This is a genomic window from Streptomyces sp. NRRL S-646, assembly GCF_000720765.1.
Taxonomy (GTDB): domain Bacteria; phylum Actinomycetota; class Actinomycetes; order Streptomycetales; family Streptomycetaceae; genus Streptomyces.
On sequence record NZ_JODC01000007.1, the window covers coordinates 867,455 to 889,710 of the forward strand.

The window sequence follows — 22,256 nt, forward strand, 5'->3', positions numbered from 1 at the left end:
TGGGGGCCTGTCGCGCCCACGCGGCGGAGCCGCATATTGATACAGCCCCTCGCCCCTAAAACAACGGCGCTACAGGACCCGGGAGCCTCCCACTGGGAGGTCCCACAAGTCATCGCGATCCAAGCCCGCCTTCTCCCAAGCCGTCCGTACCCGTGTGAGGGGCTCAAGTACCGGCTCCGCCGACAACACGAACGTGCCCCAGTGCATCGGGGCCATCCTTCGCGCGCCCAGGTCCTGGGCCGCCCGTACCGCCTCCTCCGGGTCGCAGTGGACGTCGCTGAGCCACCAGCGGGGGTCGTAGGCGCCGATGGGGAGGAGGGCGAGGTCGATGTCCGGGTGGCGCTCGCCGATCCGGGAGAACCAGTGGCCGTATCCCGTGTCGCCCGCGAAATAGACGCGTTGGCCGTCGGGGGCCGTCAGTACCCAGCCGCCCCACAGGGAGTGGCAGGCATCGGTGAGGGTGCGCTTGGACCAGTGGTGGGCGGGGACGAAGTCGAAGCGGACGCCCTTCAGTTCGGCCGCCTCCCACCAGTCCAGTTCGGTGACGGCGGTGAAGCGGCGGCGGTGGAACCAGCGGGCGAGGCCGGCCGGGACGAACACCGGAGTGGTGCGCGGGAGCCGGCGCAGGGTGGGGGCGTCCAGGTGGTCGTAGTGGTTGTGGCTGACGACGACCGCGTCGACGGGTGGCAGGGACTCCCAGGGGATTCCGACCGGGGTGATGCGGGCGGGGGTGCCGAGGATGCGGCGGGACCAGACCGGGTCGGTCAGGACGGTCAGGCCGCCGATCCGGACGATCCAACTGGCGTGTCCCGCCCAGGAGACGGCGACGGTGCGGGCGTCGACGCGGGGCAGCGGGGCGGGTGCGAAGGGGAGCCGGGGGATGTCGGCCAGGCCTTCGCGTCCGGGGCGGATGGAGCCCTCGCGGGCGAAGCGTGCCATGGCTTTCAGGCCGGGCAGCGGGGCGGTCAGACGGTCGTGGAAGGTGCGCGGCCACACCCTGCGCTCGCCCAGCGGGCGGGGTTCGGCGAGCGGCGGAAGGGCGGGCGCGAACCCTGGCCGGGACGCCGTCTCGTCGGCATCCCGGGTGGTCGTACTCGTACTCGTACTCGTGGTGGTGGTCGACTCGGACTGCTGCGTCATCGAGGAGGCTCCCATCGCTGAGCTTCGTCGCGGAGATCGTCGAAGACCGACTTCACATGGCTCAACGCGCGTTGCACGTGTGGCAGTTCCAACGGCGCGGGTGATGTGAGACATTCCGCGCGTTCCTCGTCCGTGCTGCCCAACAGCGGGCCGGTGGACAGGCGGACGCGCAGGGCGCCGAGTTCGTCTCCGAAGCGGTGGCCGCCCGGTGCGGGCATGCCGAGCCGGGCGGCGAGGAAGTCCTCCAGTTCCTGCGCGTCGCCGACGCCGTGCGCCGAGAGCGCGGAGCGCAGCGGGCCGAGGTCGGCGTAGAGGTGGCGGCCGGCCTGCGGGGGACGGGACAGGGTGCCCGCCGCGACGATCGCGGCGTGCACGGCGGCGGCCACGCGCGCATGCAGGCGCACGCCGGCGGCCACGCGCGCGGTGACCGGCTCCGGCTCCCCCAGCGCGTACGCGGCCGGGGCGGCGACCGGGCCGGCGATGCGGGCGCCCAGCGCGGTGAGCACGTCGAGCACGCGCGCGTGGAGGTCACGGCCCGTGTCGCCCGCCGGGACGCGGGCCATCGCGGCAGGCCAGCCGGGCGGCAGCAGCGCGCCGGCCAGGTCGGTGACGACGGTGACGTGGTCGGGCAGCATCTCGGCGGGGCTGAGCAGCACCGTGTCGTGCGGTGCGTGCAGGGTGTCGCGCCAGGTCTCGTCGCTGACCAGGTGCAGTCCCTCCCCTGCGGCGGCCTCGACGCACTCGTGCAGGAACTCGGGCGGGGCGACGGTGGCCGTCGGGTCGTCTGCGACGGACAGCACGAGCAGCCGCGGGTCACCGCCCTCGGTGCGCACCCTGCGCACGGTCTCCAGGAGGGCGTACGGATCCGGTACGCCACCGCACTCGGCCGGCGTCGCCACATGGAAGACGGGTCTGCCCAACAGGCGTGCGTACGGCGCCCACCAGGCCGCGCAGGGCCTCGGCACCAGGACGTCGCCGCCGAGCGCGGCGGTCAGCGCGAGCAGCAGGGCGGGGGCGCCGGGGCCGGCGGCCACGCGGTCGGGTGCGGCGGACAGGCCGCGTCGCTCCCAGTAGCCGCACGCGGCCTCGATCAGCTCGGGTCCGCCGCCGATCGGCTCCCCGTCGGCCCGTGCGGCGGCCGCGGCGAGCACGGCGGTGAGCTCGGGCGGCACGGGCAGGCCGTCCTCGGGCAGCGGCGGCCCGTAGCGGACGGGTCCGTGGCCTTCCGCGTCCGTCCGCCGCATGCGTACCTCCGCGCAGTCCCTGTGCCGTGTCCGTCGCTGTGCTCCGAGTACCCAGAGTGCCGCTGCCGCATCGGAGTGCGCACGGGTTTCGCCGGTCGCCCCGCGGGTCAGTGGTCCCAGGCGGAGTCCTTGGGCCACAGCCGGTAGGCGGCGGCGCCCAGGGCGACGGCGATCAGGAGGCCGCCGGCGACGAGCGCGGGCACGGAGTCGGAGAAGGTGCCGCCCGCACCGGCCTCCACGCCGTGCTGCCTGCCGTTCTGCATGCCGTGCTCCGTCCCGTTCTGCATCCCCGCGCCGCCGCAGGAGTCGGCGTCCGGATCGGTGCAGGGCTTGCCTTGGTCATGGCCGCCACCGCCGCCGACATCGCCGCCGCCGAGATCGGCGCCGCCACCGCCGCCGTCGTCTCCGTGTCCGACGCCACCGCCGCCGTCGTCACCGAGTCCGCCGGCACCGCCCCCGTCGTCGCCACGCCCGCCACCACCGTTGTCGCCGGCCAGACCACCGTCACCCCCGACGTCACCACGCCCGGCACCCTCGCTGCCGTCGCCGCGGTTCACGCGGGAAGCGGTGCTCCACGCCTTGTCCTTGCCGCCGGGCGCCGTCGCACAGGTGCCGTCGACGGTCGCGGAGTTCCCGCGCCGGGCGTTGGCCTGTGAGACGGCGTCGACGGTGGCGGGCGGCACTCCGGCGGTTGCTTCGCAGGCGACCGAGACGGTGACGCTGCCGCCGGGGGAGGAACTGCTCGGGCCGGCCTCCGCGGCCGAGTCCGCGTAGGCGGCCGAGGCGAAGCCGAGTGTGGCACCGGCCAGGGCGGCGACGGACAGGACACGGGCGGTGCGAGGCATGGGGAGGGCTCCTTCGACGGGTGACTTCTCAGGAGCACGGAGTCGTGCCCCATAGCCCATCACAGCCCGCCCGGCGGCCAGGCGCGCGCGGCCGAGCCCCATTCGCGCTACAAGGGCCGCCGAGCGGGTGACACAGCCCGCGTCCCGCCCAGGTGTCAGGACCCCGGTTCGCGGGACCTCAGTTCAGAAGAGCGGCCAGGTCCCTCTCCAACCCCCTCCCCCGCCGTTCGACCACCCCCGCCGCCACGTCGGACAGCTTGCGGTTGCTGCCCTGCGAGATGCGGCGCAGCACACCGAAGGCGGCGTCCGCGTCGCAGCCGAGCACGTGCATGACGATGCCGCAGGCCTGGTCGACGAGGGGACGGGAGCGCAGCGCGGTGCCGAGCTGGTCGAGTTCGGTGAGCGCGGCGCGGTAGGAACGGTCACGGACCAGGCACGTCATGGCGAAGTCGCCGAGCGCCCGGGCCGGCCCGTGCGGGGCGTCCTCCAGGGCGCCGGGCCGGAAGCTGTAGAGGCTGAGCGTCACCGCCAGGCCGGAGCGCCGGAAGGGCAGTGTGACGCTGGAGCGCACCCCGGAGTCGAGCGCGAGGGCGCGGTACTCGGGCCAGCGGTCCTCGCGCAGCAGGTCGGAGCAACGGGCGGGCTCCCCGCGTTCCAGGGCGGCCGGGATGGGTCCGTCCCCGGAGCGCAGTTGCACGGCGACGAGCGGGGCGAGGTCGGGGTGGGTGACGGCCGCGGGCCGTTCGCTGCCGCCCTCGGCCACCAGTCCGCTCGCTCCGCAGCACTCGACGGTGCAGCGCGCGGCCTCCTCGACCAGTTCCGACAGCCGCCGCCCCGGGAGAGCGGGCTCGGTCGCCTCCGCGTCCCAACGGCCGGTGTGATGCCCGGTGTCCTGCATGGTGCACTCCTCCTCTCACCCGCGCACCTTCCCGCTCGCCCGGTCCGAAAACGGTGGTCTCGAACGGGAGTCGCGCTACGTTCGTCGCATGACGCAGACGGACGAGTTCGGGGAAGACCTCGCGGATTTTGTGCGCCGCGTCGCGGAGTTGAAGACGGCGAGATCGGTCTCGAGCGGGGACCTGCCCACGGTGCTGGACGCGGCGATCTTCGAACTCGACCATGTGGTCGGCCAGTTGTGGCCCCGGTACGAGCGGCTGACGGAAGCAGGCCCGGTACGCACCGGCGCCTCGCCGGACCGTCAGGAGCAGCAGCTGCTGCGCACTGTGTTCCAGCGTCTCCCGCTCCCGGTCGCGCTCGTCGACAAGGAGACGGTGGTGCGGCGGCTGAACGGCGCGGCGACCGCCTTCACCGGCGTGCGCGCCGGTTATGCGACGGGCCGCCCGCTGACCGGTTTCCTCGCCCATGCCGACCGGGCCGCGTTCCGTTCCCAGGCCGCGGCGGTGGCCCGCGGCGAGGGCGACCGCAGTCTCACCGTCCGCCTCCAGCAGCAGCCGTCCGTCCCGGTGCACGCCACGCTGGCGGCCGTGCGCCCGAGCGGCGAGCCCCGCACAACGGTCCTTGTCGTCCTCCAGCCGGTCGGACCCAGCGGCCCCGCCATGCCGGTGGACCCGCCGGCGCGGCAGCTCCCGGACCTCGCCGAGACCACCCGGCACGCGGCCGTGATGGACCTCCTGGACGCGATGACCACGGCCCTGCTGACCACGGACCGCCAGGGCGCCCTGGAGGCGGCGGCACGGGTCCTGCACGGCAGGTTCGCCGACTGGGTGATCGCCGATGCGGGGTCGGGCGGCCTGTCGCGCACGGCCGTGCTGGCCCCGCCGGACGGGGACGCGGCCGCGCTCGAAGGGCAGGATCCGGCCGACTGCCCCCTGGTCGTCGAGTCGGCCCGGACCGGGTCGCCGGCGCTGCAGATCCGTCCGCCGGACCCGGACGCCCTCGGCCGGACCGCGACGGGCGCCCCCGTCCTCGTAGCAGCAGACGTCACTTCACTGCTGTGCGTGCCGCTGAAGGACGGGGACGCCGTGCGAGGCGTGCTCACGTTGTTCCGGTGCGGGCCCCGCCTGGCGTTCTCGATGGCGGAGGCGCAGGCGATGGACCTGATGTCCCGCCATCTGGCACTGGCTATGCGGCCTCGCGCATGATCTGGTCCCGCATCCGCGTGCAGCACCGGCTGATCAGTCGTGACACATGCATCTGGGATATACCGAGTTGCTCGGCGATCCGGCTCTGCGTCATGTCGCCGAAGAACCGCATGTACAGGATGGCCCGCTCCCGCTCGGGCAGCGCGGCCAGCCGGGGCTTGACGGACTCGCGGTCCACGACCGTGTCCAGCGCGGGGTCGGGCGAGCCGAGGGCGTCGCTCAGCGAGTAGCCGTCCTCACTGCCGGGCAGTTCGGCGTCGAGCGAGAGCGCGGTGAAGCTCTCCAGCGCCTCCAGTCCGACCAGGACGTCCTCCTCGCTCATGTTGGCGTGTTCGGCGATCTCCGCGACGGTGGGCCTGCGGCCCGGGATGGTCTGGGAGAGGTCCTGGCTGGCGAACCGGACGCGGTTGCGCAGGTCCTGCACCCGGCGCGGTACGTGCAGGGTCCACATGTGGTCCCGGAAGTGCCGTTTGATCTCGCCCGTGATGGTGGGCACGGCGTAACTTTCGAACGCGTTGCCGAGTTCGGGGTTGTACCGGTCGACGGCCTTGACCAGGCCGAGGGCGGCGACCTGCCGCAGATCCTCGAAGCTCTCGCCCCGGCTGCGGAAGCGTCCCGCGAGGCGTTCCGCCATCGGCAGCCAGGCCTCGACGATCTGCTCGCGCAGCGTGTCGCGCTGCTGGCCCGCGGGGAGCTTGGCGAGTTTGCGGAAGGCGTCGGCGGTATCGGGGGCGTCGTCGTGCGGGTGGTGCTTCGCGCTCACTTTGGTGGGCATGGTGCGTCGCAACTCCCTTGAAGGTGCTCTGGGGTGGACGGTCACCGTGGGAGTGCGGCCGCGCGTTCGAGACAGGCGCGGCCGGGGCGGCTCAGATGCCGTTCCCACGGACGTGCCTCCTGTCCGAAGCACTGGAACTGCGCCTGCCCCGGGCCCTCGGCCGCAAACACCCCCACATGTTTTCCGGGGGCCCACCGGGTGACTCGGCCCGCAGACGACAGCTGTCCGATCACGTCAAGGCCCGGGAGGTCGACGCATGAGCACCAAGGTCTCCGACCACGTCCTGCAGCGACTGCGCGAGTGGGGTGTGGACCATGTCTTCGGCTACCCAGGAGACGGCATCAACGGTCTGCTGGCCGCCTGGGGCCGGGCCGAGAACAAGCCTCGCTTCGTCCAGTCCCGGCACGAGGAGATGTCCGCGTTCGAGGCGGTCGGCTACGCCAAGTTCAGCGGCCGTCTCGGAGTGTGTGCGGCGACCTCGGGCCCCGGCGCGATCCACCTGCTCAACGGCCTCTACGACGCCAAGCTCGACCATGTGCCGGTGCTGGCGATCGTCGGCCAGACGCACCGCACGGCGATGGGCGGCTCGTACCAGCAGGAGGTCGACCTGCACACCCTGTTCAAGGACGTCGCCTCGGACTTCATCGAGACGGTGACGGTCCCCGAGCAGCTGCCGAACGTCATCGACCGGGCGATCCGCACCGCGTACGCACGCCACGCCCCCACAGCGATCATCATCCCCGGGGACGTCCAGGAGCTGGACTACTCCCCGCCCACGCACGAGTTCAAGATGGTGCCCTCCAGCCTGGACCGCTCCGCCTGGACGGCGATCCCGTCCGAGGAGTCCATCCGGCGGGCGGCCGAGATCCTCAACTCCGGTGACAAGGTGGCGATCCTGGTAGGCCAGGGCGCCGCAGGGGCACGCGCCGAGGTCGAGCAGGTCGCCGAACTGCTGAAGGCCGGCGTGGCCAAGGCGCTGCTCGGCAAGGACGTCCTCAGCGACGAACTCCCTTACGTCACCGGCTCGATCGGCCTGCTGGGCACGCGCCCTTCGTACGAGCTGATGCGGGACTGCGACACCCTGCTGACCATCGGTTCCTCCTTCCCGTACACGCAGTTCATGCCGGACTTCGGCAAGGCACGCGGGGTGCAGATCGACATCGATCCGCACATGGTCGGCATGCGTTATCCGTACGAAGTGAATCTCGTCGGAGACGCGAAGGCGACCCTGCAGGCGCTGATCCCGCTACTGAGTGAGGAGCGGGGGCGTGAGTGGCACGACCTGGTGTGTGCGAACGTGACGCGCTGGCGCGAGGTGATGGGGCGGCGGGCGGAGCTGTCGGCCGACCCGATCAACCCGGAGTACGTCGCCCATGTGCTGGACGCGCTGCTGCCGGCCGACGCGATCGTCAGCTCCGACTCGGGCTCGGCGGCCAACTGGTACGCACGTCACCTGACCATGAGGCCGGGCATGCGCTCCTCGCTGTCCGGCACGCTCGCAACGATGGGCTGCGGGGTGCCGTACGCGATAGGCGCGAAGTTCGCGCACCCGGACCGGCCCGCGATCGCGCTGGTCGGGGACGGTGCGATGCAGATGAACGGCATGGCGGAGCTGATCACGGCCGCCAAGTACCGGGATCTGTGGGAGGACCCGCGGCTGGTCGTGGCCGTGTTCAACAACCACGACCTCAACCAGGTGACGTGGGAGATGCGGGCCATGGAGGGCGCTCCGTCCTTCCTGCCCTCGCAGGAGATCCCGGACGTGCAGTACGCCGCGTTCGCCCGTTCGCTGGGTCTGACCGGCATCCGGGTCGAGAAGCCGGAGGACGTCGAGGCGGGCTGGCGGGCCGGTCTGGAGGCGGACGGCCCCGCGGTGATCGAGTTCCTGACGGACCCTGCGGTCCCACCGATCCCGCCGCACGCCACCTGGGAGCAGATGGAGGCGACGGCCGCCTCGATCCTGAAGGGCGACGCGGACCGCGGAGGCATTATCAGGCAGGGCCTGAAGGCGAAGGTGCAGGAATTCCTGCCGGGGCGGGAGAAGCATTAGGCCCCATCTGTTGAATGGCCTCGAACAGTTCAGTAGCGCATGAAACAGTTCAGTGGTCAGTTCAGTAGCGCAGTGTGGCGCGCGGACCGCTGCCGAAGCTCCGGAAACCGCAGCTCAGGCATGCCCTCCACGTCCACCCGTTGCAACTCCCGAAGTAGGTCGCCGAACCAAGGGACAATTCCCCAAACCGCAGGTCAGGGGCCTTGGCGGTCGACTCATGGATCGCCACACACTCCAGGTGACGCGTCATCGGGAAGGTATGCAGTCTGACTCCACCCGGGAAACATGCAGCTCAGAGGCGCTTTCAAGGACGAATCCAGGCCCCTCGGAAGGCTTCGTGCGTCATCGCCACAGCCGTGCGTCAGCAACCGCTGGGGCGCGCGGGCCGACTTCATCGACGAAGCAGGCGGTCACCGCATCTACCACACACCGTGTGATTCAACCCGTTGCGGCGTCGCCGTCAATGCGTGTCGGCGGCTGCTGAGCGCCCGGCGCGCCTGCCGAGCACCGAACCGGCGGTGAGGCCGGAGCCTCCCGGGTAGTTGAACCAGAAGAGCCCGCCGACGAGTTCGCCGGCCGCGTACAGACCAGGGACGGGGCGGCCGCTCAGGTCCAGCACGTGCGCGTCGGCGTCGATCCGCAGCCCGCCGAAGGTGAAGGTGATGCCGCAGGTCACCGGGAAGGCGATGTACGGAGGAGTGGTCAGCGGCTGGGCCCAGTTGGACTTGGGAGGGGTGATGCCCTCGGTCCGGCAGCCGTCCTTGACCGTCGGGTCGAAGCGACCGGGGACAACGGCGGCGTTGAACCGCTCAACCGTCTCCGCCAGCCGGCCCTCGTCCATGCCGAGTTCCTTGGCCAGGCCCTCCACGGTGTCGGACTCCACCCTGGTGATGCCCGCAGAGGCGTACTCCTCGGGGCGCAGCAGCGGCGCGGACGTCGCGTCGAAGAGCTGGTAGGCGACGCCTGCCGGTTGCTTGAGGATCTCGGCACCGTACTTGGCGTAGGTGTAGTTGCGGAAGTCCGCTCCCTCGTCGACGAACCGGCGCCCCTCGGCGTTGACCACGATGCCGAACGGGTAGCCGCCGCGGGTGAGTTGGTTGGTCAGCTCCCGGTCGCCGGTCGCTCGGGCCTGGCTGTCCCAGGCCACCGCGTGGCAGCCGCTCCAGTGGCCGTAGGGTTGCGCGCCGGCCGCCAGGGCCATGCGGATGCCCTCGCCGGTGTTGTACGGGGTTCCGCGCACCAGGGCCAGGTCCCAGCCCGCGCCCAGGTAGCCGGCCCGCATCTGCGGGTTGGCCTCGAAGCCGCCGCTGGTGAGTACCACGCCGTCGGCCTCGATGCGCTGCCCGTCGGCGAGCATCACGCCGCCAACGGAGCCGTCGGCTGCGGTGGCCAGGCCGGTGACGGGGCTGTCGAAGCGGACTTCGATGCCGCTGCGATCGGCGGCGGCAAGGTGCTGGTCGATCATTCCTTTGCCCCCGCCGACCACGCCGACGGCCAGTCCGCCCCAGAACCGGTAGCGCCCGTCCACCTCGTAAGCCTGCCGGTGGAACATGAGCTCGAATCGCAGGCCGAGGCTGCGCAGCCAGGTCATCGTCTCGCGGGATTCACCGACCAGGATCCGGGCGAGTTCGGGGTCGGTCCTTCCCTGGGTCACCCGGGTCAGGTCGGCGAGGAAGTCGTCGTCGGTGTAGGGGGCGAGGTCGACGCGTCCTGCCCGGTCCGCGGGAAGTGGCTCGACCAGTGAGGTGAGGTCGGTGAGCCCGCCGTGGCTGGTGCGCATCGCCCCGGCAGTGAAGTAGGAGTTGCCTCCGGCCCATTGGCGGGGGGCCTTCTCCAGCAACAGCACCCGTGCTCCCTGCTGTCGGGCGGACTGAGCCGCGCTGAAGCCGGCGTTCCCGCCGCCGACCACGACGACGTCCCACTGCTCGGTCATGTGTACTCCCCTGGGTTCGGACAGCAGTTGCCCGGATCGGAGATCTTTTCGGGGCTGGGGCGTACGGATCAGGGACTGTGTGCGTACGCGACCGCAGCTTGAATCTCTTTCACCAGGGCCCGGCGGGCGGGTTGACGGCTGCGCGGCCCGCCCGCCGGGCAGTACGACGATGCGCCAGCAGCACCATCAGTACAATCGAAAGAAACTGAAGCTGCTTTCACAAATGCTTAAGGCGGTCGCGATGAGCCTCGATGTACGCCGCATGCTGGTGCTGGCCGAGGTGGCTCGCCGGGGCTCCATCACGGCGGCCTCGATCGCCCTGAGCTATACGCCCTCGGCGGTGTCCCAGCAGATCAGCAGGCTGGAAGCGGAAGCCGGGCAGCCGCTGATCGCGCGGCACCCCCGGGGCGTCACGCTCACCGAGGCCGGCCGCACTCTGGCCGAGCATGCCGCACGGATCGATCGCCAGTTGCGAGCCGCACGCCGATCCCTCGATGACATCGCGGGCCTGCACAGCGGGACCTTGCACATCGGTACCTTCCCCACCATCGCCGCATCCCTGCTGCCCCGCGTCGTGCGCGCCTTTCGCACCCGGTACCCGCAGGTTGAGCTGGCCGTGCACAGCGACCGCAACGCCGGCCTGACGGACCTCCTCGAGAGCCGGGAGATCGAGCTGTCCTTGATGTGGGACTACCCGTGGCGGCGCCTGGACGAGACCAACCTCGATGTCACCCATCTGCTGGACGACCACACCTGCCTGGTCGTCGCCACCAGCCACCCGCTCACCGCCCGGCACTCCGCCGGTTTCGAGGAGCTGGCCGAGGAGAACTGGATCGTCCGGGGCGATCACCCGGTCGCCGAGCTGCTCACCCGTAGCTGCCGTGCCGCCGGCTTCGAGCCGAAGATCGCCTACCGGGCACACGACTACCAGGAGGCCCAGGCCATGGCGGCGGTCGGCCTGGGCATCACGCTCGCCCCCAGGTTCGCCCTGGCCAGCCTGCGGGACGACGTCACCACCATCGACCTGGGCCCCGCGGCCCCGGTTCGCCGCATCCTGCTCACCCGGCTGCGCGACAATCCACCGACACCGTCGGCCAAGGCCATCGCGGAACTGTTCATCGAGACCGCCGGGACACTGCGTTCCTAGACAGGCGTTCCGCGGCGTGACGGCCGGCGATCGCCGCCGTCCCGCGGGGCATGCCCAGGACCCCGTGACCGCCGAGCTGCGCGAACGGACGCGGGCGTCGCCGTCGAGGCCTGCATGCCCTCCGGCGCCAGGCGAGGATGATCGACCTCAGGCCGTGGAGTCCGCGCGGTCGCACCGACGGGCGTCAAACCTCTCGCCGACCAGCGGGAGCTATCGCGGGATGGGCGGGACCCACGTGAGCGTGTCGGCCGTGCAGCCGATGGTGTGGCAGCGTGAGTCATGAGAGTCGTCTCGCGCCGGTCCTCGACCGGTAAGCACGTCCGGGGCCTGTCGAGCCCAGCCGTCTCGCAGGCCCCGGACGTCGGCGCGGGCCGCCCCAGCCCCGGGGGAGTGCAAGGCCGGTGTGCGATGGCCGCCCGCGCGGAGCCGGGGAGGGGCGGCCGCCGCCCTCACAGGGGGCTGCCCGTGCCCGGCCGTACAGGACGCGTCAGCCGACGGTCATCGCCGTTGCCGCGTACGTCAAGGAGATCAGGGCCAGTACGGCGGCCGGGACGGCCCGGACCGGCGGGTCGCCGTGGCGCAGGTGGACCACCGCCGCCGCGGCCATCAGCAGGGCGAGGCCGGTCGCTGCGGCCACGCCCAGCGGCATCCAGGTCAGCCCCGTCAGCAGACCGGCGACCCCGGCCACCTCCAGCGCGCCGACGACGCGATAGAGCCGTACCGACATGCCGAGATGGGCCGCCGCCTGGCGCATGACCGGCGCCGAGGCGAGCTTCGCCAGCCCCAGCGGAAGGAAGACCAGGGACAGGGCGACGGCGAGCACGGTGGTCATGAGGCGGACCTGCCCTTGCGGCGCTCGGCGCCCAGCCGGACGTAGTGGTCGATGAGTTCGGGGCTGTCCACGGTGGCCGGGTTGACGACCTGCTCCACCGTGGCGCCCTGGAGCAGTCGCTTGATCGGGACCTCCAGCTTCTTGCCGGTGCGTGTGTGCGGGATGCCCGGCACTTCGAGGATCTCGTCGGGGACGTGGCGGGGTGAGGCGCCGGTGCGGACGGCGTCGCGGATCTTCTCGCGCAGGGAGTCGTCCAGGGTCACCCCGGCCGCCGGGACCACGAACAGCGGCATCCAGTAGCCGCCGTCCGGCTCCTCCGCGCCGATGACCAGGGCCTCGGCGATCTCGGGGAGACGTTCGACGACATCATGGATGTCGCCGCTGCCGAGCCGTACACCGTTGCGGTTGAGCGTCGAGTCGGAGCGGCCGTGGATGATCACCGAGCCGTGACCCGTGACCGTGATCCAGTCGCCGTGTCGCCACACCCCGGGGTACGCCGAGAAGTAGGCGTCGTGGTAGCGGGTGCCCTCCAGGTCGTTCCAGAAGTACAGCGGCATCGAGGGCATGGGCCGGGTGACGACCAGCTCGCCGACCTGGTCGAAGACGGGGAAGCCCTCGGCGTCGTACGCGGCCAGCGCCACGCCCAGGTGCGGCGCGGACAACTCGCCTGCCCAGACCGGGGTGTTGGGGGCGCTGCCCGCGAACCCGGAGACGATGTCGGTGCCGCCGCTGATGGAGGCCAGCAGAACGTGCTCGCCGACGTGCTCGCGGACCCAGGGGTAGGCGGAGGCAGGCAGCGCGGAGCCGGTGCAGCCGACGACGCGGATCGACGACAGGTCGTGGACGGACGGGTCGATGCCGAACTTGGCCATGCCCAGCAGGTATTGGGGGCTGGTACCGAAGACGGTGACCCGGTGGCGGGCGGCCAGCTCCCACAGGACGTCGAGCTTGGCGAAGGGCGCCGGGCTGCCGTCGTACGTACAGGTCGTCGCGCCGGTCAGGAGAGTGGAGGCGACAAGGTTCCACATCATCCAGTGGGTGGTGGTGTACCAGAGGAGGCGGTCGCCGGGGCCCAAGTCCGAGTGCAGCCCCAGGGTTTTCAGGTGCTCCAGCAGCACGCCGCCGTGGCTATGGACGATGCCCTTGGGCAGGCCGGTGGTGCCGGAGGAGAACACGACCCACAGCGGGTGGTCGAACGGGACCGGTACACAGGCGAGTTCCTCGGTACGGGTGGAGGCATCCTCCCAGGGGACCACCAGCGACGGGTACGCCTGCGACGGCCAGGGCAGGCCCATGTGGTCCACCAGCAGGGTCGCCTTCAACGTGGGGAGGGCGTGGGCGAGTTCGAGGACTGCGTCGCGGCGGTCGTGGGTAGTGCCGTTGAAGAGATAGCCGTCGGCGGCGATCAGGACGGTGGGTTCGAGCTGGGCGAAGCGGTCGGCGGCGGCCTTGGGGGCGTAGTCCTGACCGCACACCGACCACACGGCGCCCAGGCTCGCTGCGGCGAGGAACGAGACGATGGCGTGCGGGGTGTTGGGCAGATAGCCGACCACCCGGTCGCCCTTGCCGACACCGAGATCGCGCAGGGTGGCGGCCACGGACGCCACCAGGGCACGCAACCGGGCGCCGGTCACCTCGTATCCGGCACCGGTCTCGTCGAGGGCGATGATCGCCACGTCGTCGTCGGCCAGGTTACGCAGGGCATGGTGGGCGTAATTGAGGGTGGCGCCGGGGAACCAGCGGGCGCCCGGCATCCGCTCCTCGGCCAGCACCTGGTCGTACGGGGTGTCGGCGTTGATGTCGAAGTACTCCCACACCGCGCCCCAGAAGCCCTCCAGGTCGGTGACCGACCACTGATGCAGGGTGGCATAGTCCTCCGGGTCCATGCCCTGGAGCCGGGCGAAGTCCGCGATGCGACTGGCGGCCGCCGTCTCCGGATCGGGTGTGAAGAAGGGCGTGCTCATCGCGTCGTACTCCTCAACAGGCTTTTCGGGGCCGTCCGTTCGGAAGGGACAGGGCTTCGGGTGGTGTGCAGGAGGGTTGCCCAGGCGGCGGTCGAGGTGAAGTCGCGGCCGCCTGCCGGGACGATGTCCATGACGACCCGGTCGGGCCGCAGCAGGACCGCATCTGCGTGTCCGGCGCGCAGCCAGGCTGCGAGGGTGCCGTCGTCGCCGAGGTCGGTCACCGGTACGGCGTGAACGCCGAGACTGTGGGCGAGCGCGGTCAGGGAAGGGCCGGGCTCGGTGGCGGTCAGTACGGCGAAGGAGTCGCCGAGCGCCTCGTCGAGCCGGGTGGGCCGTCCGGCGACGCTCACCCATGGTTGGGGGCAGTGTGTGCCCGCCAGCCTTCGGCGGACACTGCGCCGTACGAGCGGTCCGGTGGTCAGGGGTGGGCTGAGGTCGCGGCCGGCCAGCTCGGTCAGGCCGGGTATGCGGCAGGCGGCGGCCAGCGCTCGGCGGCGGAGCGCGGCGGCACCGTCCTGGCCACCGGTCATGGCCCAGCCCATGGCGACCGCGAGGCGGACCACACGCCGTGCGTGCGGCCTGCGTTCGCTCTCATAGCTGTCCAACAGCCGTTCGTCGCCGCCCTGCTGGAGGACGCGGGCGAGTTTCCAGGTGAGGTTGTAGGCGTCTCGCAGTCCCGAGCACAGGCCCTGTCCGATGAACGGCGGGGTGAGGTGGGCGGCGTCTCCGAGCAGAAAGACCCGTCCGCTGCGCCAGCGGTCGGCGACGCGGGCCCGGAAGGTGTACTGCGTCTCGCGGACCACCTCGAAGTCCCCGTCGTACGAGGGCGGCAGCCACGGGGCGATCACTTCGCGGACCGTCTCCTGCCCTTCTCCTTCACGGAGCCGGAACTCCCAGCGGTAGCGGGTCTCGTTCACCCGCATGAAGGTCCCCGGCTGGTCCGGGTCGCAGACCTGGTCGACGCCCTCCCAACAACGGACGGGGCCCGTGGTCTCGGCGTCGATGACGGTCCACTTCTCCTCGAAGTGCAGGTCCTCCCAGGCGCCGCCGATGGCTTCGCGGGTGAGGCTGTTGGCGCCGTCGCAGCCGAGGACCGCGTCGGCCCACAGCTCATGCTCGCGATCGTCGTCACGGTAGGTGACGCGTACGGGGCCTGTGGTGTCCGGGCCGACGGCGGTGACCTCCACGCCGCCGCGCAGTTCGCACTCCGGGCGCCGAGCCAGGGCGTCGCGCAGTACGCGTTCCAGCTCGGGCTGGTCGAACATGCTGGACTGCGGATACCCGTGGTGCCCTTGCGGGGAGCGGCGGAACTCGGCCATCACCCGGTGCCGGGCATCCAGCAGCCGTAGTCCGTTCGCCGGCCGGGAGATCGCGGTGAACTCCTCGCCGACTCCGGCGGCCTGGAGGATCCGGTGGATCTCGTCGTCATTGGCGACGGCGCGCGGGAGCGGATAGACATCCCGGTGGCGTTCGAGGACGACACTGCGGACTCCGCGCCGGGCCAGCAGAAGGGCGGCGGTCACGCCCACCGGCCCGGCCCCGACGATCACGACGGGCACACGTGCGGCTTCATCGACGGTCATGTGCGGCTCACCTCGGGTATTAGTTCGCGGCCGCGACGGGCGTGCGCTGCCCGCCGAGGTCGATGCGGCCGTCGGGGGTCGCGATCGTCGCCGTGATCACGTCGCCCGGACTCAGGTAGTGCGGGTTCTTCGCCTGGCTCTTGAAGAACGCCTTCCACTTCACGGCGGGCGGCAGCAGCGCGCCGATCTTCTCGACGGCCTTCGGCGGCGCCTTCAGGGCCGTGCCACCGGGAGTGCCGGTGAGCAGCAGGTCGCCGGCGTCCAGGGTCTGGAAGCGGGCCAGCAGGGTCAGCGCCTGTGCCGGGCGGACGATCATGTCGGCCAGGGTGCGGTCCTGGCGGAGCTCGCCGTTGACGCTCAACTTCAGCCGCAGGTCCAGGAGATGGGCGAAGTCCTCCGGCTCCAGCAGCGTCAGGTACGGGCCGGTCGGCGTGAAGGTGGGGTACGACTTGCTCTCGTAGAACTGCGTCTTGGTCAGCTGCACCTCACGGGCGCTGACGTCGTTGGTGATCACCAGTCCGGCGACGTACGACGGCAGGTCCCGCTCCTCGACCACGGTGCCGACGGGCAGCGGCGCGCCCATCACGAGCCCGAGCTCGATCTCGTAGTCGAGGAACTTCACATGGGAGGGGCGGACGACGGCGTCGCCGGGGCCGCTGACTGAGCCGGACGCCTTGCGGAAGAACGCGGGCGGGATGTCGCCCTTGAAACCCGAATCACGGGCGTGGCTGCGGTAGTTGACCATCTGGGCGACCACCCGGCAGGGCGTGGTGACCGGCGAGAGGGCGGCCAGATCGGCGACCGGAGTGCCCGGCCCGCCGGAGGCAGCGGCCTCCCGGACGGCGTCCCGGTCGGCGAGCAGTTCGGCGGTGGTGGCGGCCTTGGTGTCGACCGGGACGGCGCGTTCGCCGAGGACGACCCACCAGCCGTCAGCGGTGCGCAGGACATTGGTGCTCATGTCAGTGCCTTTGTGAGGGGGATTCGCGTGCGGGGGTCAGGAGTTGGCGGCCTTGAGCAGGCCGAACAGTCGTGCCGGGTCCATCTCGTTGTCGCCGCGCAGGGCCTCGATGACATCGCGGACCCGCTGCGGGGAGGGGCTCGCGCCGAGGAAGTCGCGGGTGGCCGGCGGGCCCCACTGGGCCAGTCCGCTGGTCGACATGGGCGCCCAGCCGGGCTCGACGTCGCAGGAGAACAGGTCGCCGTCGGCGAAGTGCTCCAGCATGAAGTGGTCGGGGTCGCGCCAGTAGTCGAAGAGCTGGCTGCCCTGGATGTGCCGGCCGATGCCCCAACTGCGCTTGTATCCGCGCTCCTTGAGGTATTCGCCGCCGGCGGCGATGGAGTCGAGGTCGGTGACCTGGTAGGCGGAGTGGACATACCCCGTCCCCGGCCCCAGGTGCATCGCGAGGGTGTGGTGGTCGGCCGGCACACCGCCCAGGTCGCAGCGGATGAACGCCATCGTCGGCCCGCGCCCGCGCTGCCCGTCCAGGAACAGGAAGTCGGACACGATCATCCCGAGGGTGTCCAGGTACCAGTCCAGGGCCCGGCCGAACACCCGCGTCTCCAGCACCACATGGCCCAGCCGCTGGATGCGGGACGGCTCGCGCGGCGGCCGCTGCGTGGTGTTCGTACGACGGTGATCCGTACCGAAGTTGAGCAGCAGCGGCTGCTGTTCCGGCAGCGCGGGCAGCCGCTCGCTGCAGTGCACCACACGCACCGGGAAGCCCGACGGGTCGAGCAGGTCGACCACCTTGCCACCACCAGGAACGTCGGCGTCCCGCACGTCCCTGCCCGTCGCGCGGGCCAGCCGGTCCAGATCGCCCCGCTCGGCGGCGCGAAACGCCGGACCGATGAAGCGGGACGTGCGGCCGCGCCGGATCACCATGCAGGGCGAGCCCGCGAAGGTGCCCCGCAGCCACAGCTCGCTCGCGGTGCGCCCGGCGACGCCGAAGCCGAAGTCGCGGGCGAAGACCTCCGCCCGGTCCAGGTCGGGCTTCTCGAACTCCAGCCAGGCCAGGTCCGCCACCTTGATCACGGGATTCCGGGAGCGGCCGGGGTGCTCGCCGCGCAGGGCGCCCTGCTCACTGTGGAGGTCCTGGTGGGCCGTGATGACGTCCCCGTTGACGCGTGTTTCAGACATGGTGCCCTCCGAGCAACATTGCCGTAATGAGGAAATCATCAACTGTGACAGTTCCGTCGTCAAGACGTTCGCCGCAGGAAATGATGAATTCATCAGGACTGCGATCGCCATCGTGCAACCGTTAGACTCTGCGCATGTCTACGTCAGCCCCGCCCAGCAACCGGTTCGAGCGACGTCGCGCAGAGACCCGTGGAGCTCTCGTGCGAGCGGCCCGGCAGATACTCGCCGAGAGCGGCGACACCAGCGCGAGCATCCAGGCGATCGCCGAGCGCGCGGACGTGGGCTTCGGCTCCTTCTACAACCATTTCGACTCCAAGGCGGAGTTGTTCGAGACGGCGGTGATCGACGCCCTCGAGGAGTTCGCGCAGGAATTCGACGAGCGTCTGACGGGGATCGACGACCCGGCGGAGCGGGTCGCGGGCGGCTTCCGGCTCAGTGCCCGCATGGCCGACTCCCACCCGGAGCTGATGCAGGTCCTGCGCCGCCGTGGCCTCGCGCACATCCACTCGGGCAAGGGACTGGCCCGACGCGCCCTGCGTGATCTCCAGGTCGGCATCGCCTCCGGCCGCTTCACGCCCGTCGACCCCGTGGTCGCCCTGTCCGCACTGGGCGGAACCCTGCTGTCCCTGGTGGAGCTGCGGTTCGCCCGCCCCGAGGTGGACGGCGACGAGGCCGCGGTCAACCTCGCCGAGATGGTCCTGCGGATGCTGGGCCTGCCCGCGGACGACGCCTACGAGGTCGCCCGACGCCCCCTGCCTGACGCCGCCTGACGACCTCACGCGGACGACGAGTCCGGGTGGAACGTGACCGAGCGGCCTGTGAAGCGGGCGTCGATTCCGTCCTCGCTGGTGGTGACCGACCGCAGCTGGAGCCCTTCGGGCACGTTCTGCAGCGGTATGGGCTCGTCCAGGGCCTTGTCGAGCAGTGACTTCAGCGGAGGGAGCAATTCACCCTGCTCCGCGCGTACGTCCGTGAAGGCGATGCGGTTGCCGCCGGCCGCCGAGACGGCCGCGCTCACGGTCACGTCGCCGACGAGCGGCAGACTCGCGGTCGCGTCGACCCGGCGGGACTCCTCCCCCTGCGACACCCGCACGCCGAGCGCCCTCGACACGTCCGCGTACGACAGGAACGCGGTCGCCGTGACGCCGTCCGCGTGAGCCTCGTCGGCGCTCCCCGACGTCTTCAGCCCGTCCATCCCGACCGTCAGCTTCGTCACCGGGAGGGGCCGGGTGCTGCCGGCGGCCGGAATGTCGTGGGCGGTCAGGTCGACATGGTCCAGGCTGCCCGCAGCCAGTTCGTTCAGTACGGGAAAGCCCCTGACGTGCACTGACGGCCGATCGGCGGTTCCCATGCCGTCCTGGAACGCCTTGGCCGTACGGCTCTCCGCGCGAGCTGCGGCGATCCGGTCGACCGAGACTCCGCCGACCAGCAGGGCCGCCAGGGACGCGGCGGCGATGATCATGCGCCGCCTGGTCCGGGTCGGAGGGCTCGCATAGATGGAGCCGTCGCCGTAGTAGGGCTCGCCGGCGTACTGCTCGTCGTGGTGGGACTGATACATGGTGTTCCTCTTCGAGTGGTGTTCGGGAAGTGCGTGCCTACGCGGCGCCGCCCGCGGGGCGGACAAGCCCGTGGACGCATGCCGCAGCACTGTCTCCGGCCACGCCCATCGCGATCAGGGCGGCGGTCGCGGTGCTGGTGCCGTCGTCGCTCCAGACCTCGCTGTTCACGCAGTCCAGAAGCCCTAGCAGGTACCCCTCCAGTGCCCGGGTCAGGACGACCGGGGGTGCGCCGGTCTGAAAGGCGCCCTGCCGTTGCCCCCGGCCGATGATCGCCTCCGCCATGTCCCGCGCGGGGGCCAGGACTTCAGCGAGCCGGTCAGCCCCGAGGTCCTGGGGAGCGAGGCGGAGCAGGATGCGGTAGCGATCTCCGACGGGCCACACCGCGAGGACGAAGCGCGCCAACTCCGTGACGGCATCTGCCACCGGTGCGCGTGGGACCGCGAGCGCCTGCCGCAAGGCCCACGTGGCCTCCTCCACCAGCCCCTCCATCAGTGCGGCCCGGCCGTTGAAGTGGCCATAGACCGTACGGCGCACCACCCCTGCCGCCTCGGCGATGTCGCCGAGGCTGCTGTCGGGGTCACGGCTGAGTTCCTGCCGGGCCGCCTCCAGGATGCGGGCCCGCGTGAGCAGGGTGCGGCTGCGTTCCGGGGCGGCTGTCAGGTGTGCGTGGATCATGTCGAACCTCCGGTAGGCGGGGGAGGGCGACTCGATAGTTGCACATTGGCGAGCAATAAACTAGTCTGCACATCAACGGGCAATTAGCTGCCCCTGGTGCCGGGCCCCTCTTGGCCCCGCGTGCACCGATCCCATCGATTCCGCACCCCCGAAGCCTCCGCTTCACCTCCTGCTGAGGAGCCTGACCATGCCGCTCTTTCCGAACACACCCGTCGAGAAGATGACGGAGCCCTACCACCGCCGCTGGTGGGCCCTGCTGGTCCTGTGCCTGAGCCTGCTGATCGTCGTCATGGCGAACACGTCACTGGTCGTGGCCGCCCCCGACATGACCAAGGCTCTGGGGCTGTCCAGCAGTGACCTGCAGTGGGTGATCGACGGCTACACCGTCCCCTACGCCGCGCTGATGCTGGTGCTGGGCGCGATCGGCGACAAGTACAGCCGCCGCGGCGCCCTCGTCCTCGGCCTGCTGATCTTCGCCGGAGGTTCGGTGATGGGCGGCCTGGTCGATGAGACGAACCTCGTCATCACCGCCCGCGCGATCATGGGCGTCGGTGCCGCCATCGTCATGCCGGCCACCCTCTCGCTGCTGGTCGCGATCTTCCCGCGCGCCGAGCGCGCCAAGGCGATCACCGCCTGGTCCGCGACCTCCGGCCTCGCCATCGCCGCCGGTCCGCTGGCCGCCGGCTGGCTGCTGGAGAGCCACGCCTGGGGCTCGACGTTCCTGATGAACGTCCCCGTCGCCGTCCTCGGCGTCGTCGGCGCGCTGCTGCTCGTGCCGCCGTCGAAGGCGGAGGGCATGGGCCGCATCGACTATGTCGGCGGTCTGCTGTCGATGGTGTCGGTCGGTTCCCTCGTCTACGCGACCATCGAGGGCCCGCACTTCGGCTGGGGCGTCGGCCCCATCACCGCGGCCGTCGTCGCCGGCGTGGGCCTGCTGGCCTTCGTCGCCTGGGAGCTGAAGCACCCCAACCCCATGCTGAACGTGCGCAAGTTCACCGAGCGTCCCTTCAGTGGCTCGATGATGGCGGTGCTGTTCTTCTTCTTCGGCACCTTCGGCTCGATCTACTACTCCACCCAGTTCCTGCAGTTCGTCCTCGGCTACGACGCCCTCGACACCGGCATCCGCCTGCTGCCGCTGGCCGGAGCCGTGTTCGTCGGCGCCGCCGTCACCGGCAAGCTGGCTCCGAAGCTCGGCGTGAAGATCATGGTCGGCACCGGCATGGTGATCGGCACCGTGGGCGTCTTCCTGCTCACCCGGATCGAGACGGGCTCGACCTACACCGACTTCCTGACGCCCCTGCTGCTCCTCGGCTTCGCCATCGGCCTGAGCCTGTCCCCGGCCACCGACACCATCATGGGCTCCTTCCCCGAGGACGAACTGGGCGTCGGCGGCGGCGCCAACGACACCGCCCTGGAACTCGGCTGCGCCCTGGGCATCGCCATCCTCGGCTCGCTGCTGGCCACGTCCTACAAGGACAAGCTCACCGACCTGGTCGGCGGCCATCTCCCTGCCGCGGCCATGGACACCGCCAAGGACTCCGTCGGCGGTGGCATCGCGGTCGCCGAGCAGGTCGCCAAGAACCCCCAGGGCGGCGCCGAGCAGGCCCAGACCCTGCTGGGAGCGGTGCACGAGTCCTTCGCCCACGCCATCGCCCACACCAGTCTCATCGGCGGCATCATCATGGCCGCCGGAACCCTGATCGTCGTCGCCGTCCTGCCCGGCCGCAAGCACACCACCAAGCACGGTGAGGAAGATGTGGCAGCGGCCACCGAGGAGCAGAGCGAGACCGTGGACGCCTGAGCCTCGTACGTCGGAGGCCGGAACCTGATTCCGGCCTCCTCCATCCCCAGAACGGGCTGTGCCTGAGCGGCGCACGGCCCCGGGACGGTGCCGGGAGGGGACATCCGGCACCGTCCCCTTTTTTGCTGACCGTCCCGGATGGCTGGGGTGGCATTCAGCGGACCTCCGAAGTGACCCCGACCGGGCCCAGTTCCAGGATGACTGTCGAAGATCAGGCGCTGTGGGGTGGCTTCGGGGGCGGCTTGGTTTGGGACCACTGGCTTGACGCCGAGTTGGGCGGTGCAGCGTCGGGGAGCTGGAGATCCTCAACCGGGTCGCAATGGTGCAGGCCCAGGCGGTCGAAGCGCGTGCCTGGCGGCGTCCGGCCATGCGGGTGGCCGGCCAATGTGCCGCGTCCGTGCCCCGGCAGTGCCACGGGCCAGCGGCTCGTCTTGAAGACGCGTCCGCCGGGCCGCTCGCGGTGGAGCGC

At 71.1% G+C, this 22,256-nt stretch carries 18 protein-coding genes; 5 read left to right on the forward strand and 13 right to left on the reverse strand.

Going from position 1 to position 22,256, the window contains the following annotated elements; translation table 11 throughout:
- Positions 1-69: 69 nt before the first annotated feature.
- The 4 genes from IH68_RS0119355 to IH68_RS0119370 form a co-directional block, all read right to left on the reverse strand.
- Positions 70-1,140: an MBL fold metallo-hydrolase gene (locus tag IH68_RS0119355; protein WP_030936785.1), complete on the reverse strand. Its 1,071-nt coding sequence runs from the start codon at positions 1,138-1,140 to the stop codon at positions 70-72.
- Positions 1,137-2,384: an aminotransferase class I/II-fold pyridoxal phosphate-dependent enzyme gene (locus IH68_RS0119360; protein ID WP_030936787.1), complete on the reverse strand. Its 1,248-nt coding sequence runs from the start codon at positions 2,382-2,384 to the stop codon at positions 1,137-1,139. Before IH68_RS0119360 ends, IH68_RS0119355 begins: the two co-directional genes overlap by 4 nt.
- A 107-nt stretch (positions 2,385-2,491) precedes the next feature.
- Positions 2,492-3,229: a hypothetical protein gene (locus tag IH68_RS0119365; protein ID WP_030936788.1), complete on the reverse strand. Its 738-nt coding sequence runs from the start codon at positions 3,227-3,229 to the stop codon at positions 2,492-2,494.
- A 178-nt stretch (positions 3,230-3,407) separates the two neighbouring features.
- Positions 3,408-4,127, reverse strand: coding sequence for an ANTAR domain-containing response regulator (locus tag IH68_RS0119370; protein WP_030936789.1), 720 nt, complete (start codon positions 4,125-4,127; stop codon positions 3,408-3,410).
- Between the two features lie 88 nt (positions 4,128-4,215).
- Here IH68_RS0119370 and IH68_RS0119375 point away from each other — a divergent pair, with 88 nt between their 5' ends.
- A complete protein-coding gene (locus IH68_RS0119375; RefSeq protein ID WP_030936790.1) occupies positions 4,216-5,331 on the forward strand; it encodes a PAS domain-containing protein in 1,116 nt (371 codons plus the stop codon).
- Here the strand turns inward: IH68_RS0119375 and IH68_RS0119380 are convergent.
- Positions 5,312-6,106 carry an RNA polymerase sigma factor SigF gene (locus IH68_RS0119380; protein WP_030936791.1) on the reverse strand — a complete coding sequence of 265 codons (795 nt, stop codon included), beginning with the start codon at positions 6,104-6,106 and terminating at the stop codon, positions 5,312-5,314. The genes IH68_RS0119375 and IH68_RS0119380 overlap by 20 nt on opposite strands.
- 256 nt (positions 6,107-6,362) lie before the next feature.
- Between IH68_RS0119380 and IH68_RS0119385 the strand changes: the two genes are divergently transcribed.
- Positions 6,363-8,156, forward strand: a complete 1,794-nt coding sequence (locus IH68_RS0119385) for a thiamine pyrophosphate-requiring protein (RefSeq protein WP_030936792.1) — start codon at positions 6,363-6,365, stop codon at positions 8,154-8,156.
- Between the two features lie 460 nt (positions 8,157-8,616).
- Here the strand turns inward: IH68_RS0119385 and tcuA are convergent, their stop codons facing one another.
- Positions 8,617-10,089: an FAD-dependent tricarballylate dehydrogenase TcuA gene (gene tcuA, locus IH68_RS0119390; protein ID WP_030936793.1), complete on the reverse strand. Its 1,473-nt coding sequence runs from the start codon at positions 10,087-10,089 to the stop codon at positions 8,617-8,619.
- Between the two features lie 241 nt (positions 10,090-10,330).
- On the opposite strand from tcuA, the gene IH68_RS0119395 reads away from it, so the two are divergent.
- Complete coding sequence (locus IH68_RS0119395) at positions 10,331-11,236, forward strand: LysR family transcriptional regulator (protein ID WP_030936794.1); 906 nt, start codon at positions 10,331-10,333, stop codon at positions 11,234-11,236.
- A gap of 487 nt (positions 11,237-11,723) precedes the next feature.
- On the opposite strand, the gene IH68_RS0119400 is transcribed toward IH68_RS0119395, so the two are convergent.
- Genes IH68_RS0119400 through IH68_RS0119420 form a run of 5 tightly spaced genes read right to left on the reverse strand, consistent with a single transcriptional unit; the run spans position 11,724 to position 17,752 of the window.
- Positions 11,724-12,068 carry a DoxX family protein gene (locus IH68_RS0119400; RefSeq protein WP_030936795.1) on the reverse strand — a complete coding sequence of 115 codons (345 nt, stop codon included), beginning with the start codon at positions 12,066-12,068 and terminating at the stop codon, positions 11,724-11,726.
- A complete protein-coding gene (locus tag IH68_RS0119405; RefSeq protein ID WP_030936797.1) occupies positions 12,065-14,032 on the reverse strand; it encodes an acetoacetate--CoA ligase in 1,968 nt (655 codons plus the stop codon). The genes IH68_RS0119400 and IH68_RS0119405 overlap by 4 nt, the downstream gene beginning before the upstream one ends.
- Positions 14,029-15,615, reverse strand: coding sequence for a bifunctional 3-(3-hydroxy-phenyl)propionate/3-hydroxycinnamic acid hydroxylase (locus tag IH68_RS0119410; RefSeq protein ID WP_030936799.1), 1,587 nt, complete (start codon positions 15,613-15,615; stop codon positions 14,029-14,031). The genes IH68_RS0119405 and IH68_RS0119410 overlap by 4 nt, the downstream gene beginning before the upstream one ends.
- A 19-nt stretch (positions 15,616-15,634) precedes the next feature.
- Positions 15,635-16,573 (reverse strand): fumarylacetoacetate hydrolase family protein, encoded by a 939-nt coding sequence (locus IH68_RS0119415; protein WP_030936801.1) that lies wholly within the window; start codon positions 16,571-16,573, stop codon positions 15,635-15,637.
- Between the two features lie 36 nt (positions 16,574-16,609).
- Positions 16,610-17,752, reverse strand: a complete 1,143-nt coding sequence (locus IH68_RS0119420; protein ID WP_030936803.1) for a VOC family protein — start codon at positions 17,750-17,752, stop codon at positions 16,610-16,612.
- Positions 17,753-17,886: 134 nt separating this feature from the next.
- Here IH68_RS0119420 and IH68_RS0119425 point away from each other — a divergent pair, with 134 nt between their 5' ends.
- Positions 17,887-18,522: a TetR/AcrR family transcriptional regulator gene (locus tag IH68_RS0119425; RefSeq protein ID WP_030936805.1), complete on the forward strand. Its 636-nt coding sequence runs from the start codon at positions 17,887-17,889 to the stop codon at positions 18,520-18,522.
- A gap of 5 nt (positions 18,523-18,527) precedes the next feature.
- Here IH68_RS0119425 and IH68_RS0119430 read toward each other — a convergent pair whose 3' ends face one another.
- Both IH68_RS0119430 and IH68_RS0119435 read right to left on the reverse strand, forming a co-directional pair.
- Positions 18,528-19,310, reverse strand: a complete 783-nt coding sequence (locus IH68_RS0119430) for a DUF2993 domain-containing protein (protein WP_030936808.1) — start codon at positions 19,308-19,310, stop codon at positions 18,528-18,530.
- Positions 19,311-19,347: 37 nt separating this feature from the next.
- Positions 19,348-19,986: a TetR/AcrR family transcriptional regulator gene (locus tag IH68_RS0119435; RefSeq protein WP_030936810.1), complete on the reverse strand. Its 639-nt coding sequence runs from the start codon at positions 19,984-19,986 to the stop codon at positions 19,348-19,350.
- A gap of 187 nt (positions 19,987-20,173) precedes the next feature.
- Here IH68_RS0119435 and IH68_RS0119440 point away from each other — a divergent pair, with 187 nt between their 5' ends.
- Positions 20,174-21,787 (forward strand): MFS transporter, encoded by a 1,614-nt coding sequence (locus IH68_RS0119440; RefSeq protein WP_030936812.1) that lies wholly within the window; start codon positions 20,174-20,176, stop codon positions 21,785-21,787.
- The last annotated feature ends 469 nt before the right edge of the window (positions 21,788-22,256 follow it).

Excerpts from the sequence above, each read along its gene's own strand:
- IH68_RS0119425 (WP_030936805.1), top strand. The coding sequence starts at position 17,887 with ATGTCTACGTCAGCCCCGCCCAGCAACCGGTTCGAGCGACGTCGCGCA.
- IH68_RS0119380 (WP_030936791.1), bottom strand. The coding sequence starts at position 6,106 with ATGCCCACCAAAGTGAGCGCGAAGCACCACCCGCACGACGACGCCCCC.
- IH68_RS0119430 (WP_030936808.1), bottom strand. The coding sequence starts at position 19,310 with ATGTATCAGTCCCACCACGACGAGCAGTACGCCGGCGAGCCCTACTAC.
- IH68_RS0119435 (WP_030936810.1), bottom strand. The coding sequence starts at position 19,986 with ATGATCCACGCACACCTGACAGCCGCCCCGGAACGCAGCCGCACCCTG.
- IH68_RS0119370 (WP_030936789.1), bottom strand. The coding sequence starts at position 4,127 with ATGCAGGACACCGGGCATCACACCGGCCGTTGGGACGCGGAGGCGACC.
- IH68_RS0119385 (WP_030936792.1), top strand. The coding sequence starts at position 6,363 with ATGAGCACCAAGGTCTCCGACCACGTCCTGCAGCGACTGCGCGAGTGG.
- IH68_RS0119410 (WP_030936799.1), bottom strand. The coding sequence starts at position 15,615 with ATGACCGTCGATGAAGCCGCACGTGTGCCCGTCGTGATCGTCGGGGCC.
- IH68_RS0119420 (WP_030936803.1), bottom strand. The coding sequence starts at position 17,752 with ATGTCTGAAACACGCGTCAACGGGGACGTCATCACGGCCCACCAGGAC.
- IH68_RS0119395 (WP_030936794.1), top strand. The coding sequence starts at position 10,331 with ATGAGCCTCGATGTACGCCGCATGCTGGTGCTGGCCGAGGTGGCTCGC.
- tcuA (WP_030936793.1), bottom strand. The coding sequence starts at position 10,089 with ATGACCGAGCAGTGGGACGTCGTCGTGGTCGGCGGCGGGAACGCCGGC.
- IH68_RS0119415 (WP_030936801.1), bottom strand. The coding sequence starts at position 16,573 with ATGAGCACCAATGTCCTGCGCACCGCTGACGGCTGGTGGGTCGTCCTC.
- IH68_RS0119400 (WP_030936795.1), bottom strand. The coding sequence starts at position 12,068 with ATGACCACCGTGCTCGCCGTCGCCCTGTCCCTGGTCTTCCTTCCGCTG.
- IH68_RS0119440 (WP_030936812.1), top strand. The coding sequence starts at position 20,174 with ATGCCGCTCTTTCCGAACACACCCGTCGAGAAGATGACGGAGCCCTAC.
- IH68_RS0119355 (WP_030936785.1), bottom strand. The coding sequence starts at position 1,140 with ATGACGCAGCAGTCCGAGTCGACCACCACCACGAGTACGAGTACGAGT.
- IH68_RS0119375 (WP_030936790.1), top strand. The coding sequence starts at position 4,216 with ATGACGCAGACGGACGAGTTCGGGGAAGACCTCGCGGATTTTGTGCGC.
- IH68_RS0119365 (WP_030936788.1), bottom strand. The coding sequence starts at position 3,229 with ATGCCTCGCACCGCCCGTGTCCTGTCCGTCGCCGCCCTGGCCGGTGCC.
- IH68_RS0119360 (WP_030936787.1), bottom strand. The coding sequence starts at position 2,384 with ATGCGGCGGACGGACGCGGAAGGCCACGGACCCGTCCGCTACGGGCCG.
- IH68_RS0119405 (WP_030936797.1), bottom strand. The coding sequence starts at position 14,032 with ATGAGCACGCCCTTCTTCACACCCGATCCGGAGACGGCGGCCGCCAGT.